Here is a 2,969-nt window from a genome sequence, read left to right on the forward strand (position 1 = left end):
GAGAGTTCTAAGGCTGTTACAATTCTTGACAGCCTTGAGCAATAATAGAGCCTTGATCAATAGGAGCGGCGCCAGTTTGATTAAAGAAACCTGTAATTACAAAACTTTGAACATTATCAACCTGTGCTTGTCCAACCATGTCTCTAAACACTGCTTCAAAAGCAAAGGTTCCTGATTGACCACTGACTGTCCCAGTACCAGTTACAGTGATGCTGCAGTTTTGGCCTTCCTGATTACACACAACAGAAGTAATGGAAGTTGCAGTAAACGTGAAGTTGTTTGGTCCAGGTGGTGTGGTTACGTTTTCTTCAAATCTTAAAGATAGAGATGAAGTTGCTAATCTTGTGACACAAACATCTGCCATGTAAAACAAGTTACCGTTTACTGTTCCTGTTTGTCCCACGAATCTAACATTATTATTATTTGAAACAGCTTCATCATTTGGGTTTTGAGGATTTTGAACCAAAACTCCACACGTACAAATTACACCCATTTATTTCCCCCCCTTTCTATTTGGAATATTGTAGTTTATTAATGATTTAAGAGAAGTGGCACAGTGTTTGTCCTAATTTAAAGTCCGATTTACATTTACTGTTCCTTCCGAAATTTTGCTGCCAATTCAATTATGTCATTGGCATACATATTTCCTTTAAATAGAACAATTGAATTTTCATCTACAATCTTTTTTAATAGGCGATAAGTGTCCCTATTACTGTTAAAAGTGTAGACCTGCATTTTCGGGTTGGTTTTCTCTGCTTGATCTGCCATTATACGTGCTAAATTATTCCCAATTGCAATTAGAATATCGACATCATGTATGGCAATCATTTCTCCTGCCTGCTTATTAATAGGTTCACCCCAAGGCCCTAATCCAAGAATGCTTCCAATTACTGCGACTTTTTTCTTGTCTTGCCCAAGCTGTGTTAATACTTTTACTGCTGCTTCTAAAGAAGTGGAAGTTATGCTCTATGTATCATCTATCAGTGTCGATCCATTTATCCCTTCAACCACTTGGAGCTGTCTATCAAATTTTCGAAATGATTTCAAGCGATTAGCAGCTTCTTGAAGATCCATACCCATTTCATGGACAGCGGCGAGAGCAGCCAACGCATTATAAACTTGGTGCTAACCAAGTCCCGGTTACGGCAACAATAGGAATGTCAAACTGGTTTCGGTAATAATTTAGAAACTCCCAGTATGCCTTTTCTGCAGATTCCACTTGGAAAAATGGTTAGATTATCCAAATGGCAATTATTCTCGTACTTTTTATGTGTGACAAGTACTAACGGAAAAAACTCTTTTAGATCATCCCAATTTCTTATTTTATATTTTGCAAATAAGATTGTATTTTTTTCTTTATATGTTTAAGCCGTTAGGCGCCATACTGGACTTCTACATGATCAGAACCCTTGATTAATTTCCCGTCTATAATCGTTCTGATTTCCTTCACAGAGAGGCGATTCATTGTAAATTTCACTCCTTTCCTTACTAATATACTATGTTCAGTCACTTACATTGCTTGTGCAGATAACTAGTGATTTTTTAGTGTTTTGAGCGTTATCACACATATCGGCTATTCAGTTTGATTCTAAGGTAAAGCAGCTTTTATATAATAAATTGCTTGTATAGTATAGATAACCATACAAATTTGTGTAAGTTTCATAAACATATATATCGAGATAGTTTGATTTAAATTTTTATAGGGAGTGGGCCTTTTGAAGACGATACTTTTTATAGGCACGAATAAATCGGGTTCAAGCAGAGATGCCATAGGGGCAGCTAAGAGCCTAGGTTTCTTCACCGTTGTTTTTACTAAAAACGAAAAGCAAATGCAGCAGAGGGAAGAGTACACGGATGTTCATAAAATGATCTTTATTGATACGGATAATCTTTCTGAAATGAAGGAGGAAATAAAGCGATTAAAATCAGAAGGGATGGAATTAAAAACGATTGTCAGTTTTATAGATTCATATGTTCATATTGCCTCCCTTCTTTGTGATGAATTTTGTAAGAACTATTTTTCGTCAACAGCTATTCAAAAGATGAATAGCAAGGAAGAAACAAGATCATTTTTAATGAACAAGTCTTACACGCCTAAATTTATCATCATTAAACCCGGAGAGGAGATCTCTTTCAAATCAATCCTATCAAAGCTTAATTTTCCCGTCATGGTCAAATCGCCAAACTCGACGGGTTCAAAAGATGCACTGCTAGCCGAAAATGAAGATAAATTAAAAAAGCATACACTCATGTTGCGAGAAAGAGAGCCGAAAGAGTCCATTATTATAGAGGAATATATTGATGGAAACCAGTATTTGGTAGAGGCAGTCGTTTACAAAAGTAAGGTGATGATAGCTGGCATTATTGAGCAAGAAATTACGAAGGGGAAGAGATTTATTATTACGGGCTATGGGGTAATGGCGAAAATACCTGACGAAATTGAAAAGGGAATAGCTAGGGTTCTTCAGTCTATTGTTAATCAATTTGGAATTGTCAATGGAGCCTTGCATCTGGAATTGAGACGTAGTAAGAATGGGTGGAAGCTCATTGAAATCAATCCGAGAATTTCCGGAGGCGCAATGAATAAAATGATACAAGCTGCTTTTGGCTTTAATTTAGTTAAAGAAACACTGTTATTACAATTAGGGGGCAGCCCTTCCTTAGTACCGAAACATAAGAAATTCGTGTTCACCCAATACCTTATTGTTTCAGAAAAGGGAATTTTAGAAAGAGTGTCTGGGAAGGGTAGAGCTAGAAAATCCCCTGGAGTCGTTGATGTATATGTAAAACCGAGAAAAGGAACGCTGCTGATTCCTCCTCTATCGATGGGGCATAGATATGCCTATGTAATTGCTGCGGGGGAAAGCATGGAGGAAGCAAAGAGTTTTGCTAAAAATGCTGTAAACGAAATTAAGTTCCACTTAAAGAAATAATAATTTTCTAGCATTGTGTTATTAACATTAAAATCT

Annotated in this window: 3 protein-coding genes; 1 reads left to right on the forward strand and 2 read right to left on the reverse strand. The window is 36.6% G+C overall.

The window, feature by feature from the left end:
• Positions 1–16 precede the first annotated feature (16 nt).
• Both V7149_RS25335 and V7149_RS26695 read right to left on the reverse strand, forming a co-directional pair.
• Entirely contained in the window at positions 17–493 is a 477-nt protein-coding gene (locus V7149_RS25335) for a hypothetical protein (RefSeq protein ID WP_335348328.1), read from the reverse strand.
• Positions 494–588: 95 nt separating this feature from the next.
• Positions 589–963 carry a glutamate ligase domain-containing protein gene (locus V7149_RS26695; protein ID WP_438824162.1) on the reverse strand — a complete coding sequence of 125 codons (375 nt, stop codon included), beginning with the start codon at positions 961–963 and terminating at the stop codon, positions 589–591.
• 752 nt (positions 964–1,715) lie between these two features.
• On the opposite strand from V7149_RS26695, the gene V7149_RS25345 reads away from it, so the two are divergent.
• Positions 1,716–2,933, forward strand: coding sequence for an ATP-grasp domain-containing protein (locus tag V7149_RS25345; protein WP_438824161.1), 1,218 nt, complete (start codon positions 1,716–1,718; stop codon positions 2,931–2,933).
• Positions 2,934–2,969 lie beyond the last annotated feature (36 nt).

Origin of the sequence: Bacillus sp. JJ1503 (assembly GCF_036965125.1) — a bacterium.
Taxonomy (GTDB): Bacteria; Bacillota; Bacilli; order Bacillales; family Cytobacillaceae; genus Cytobacillus.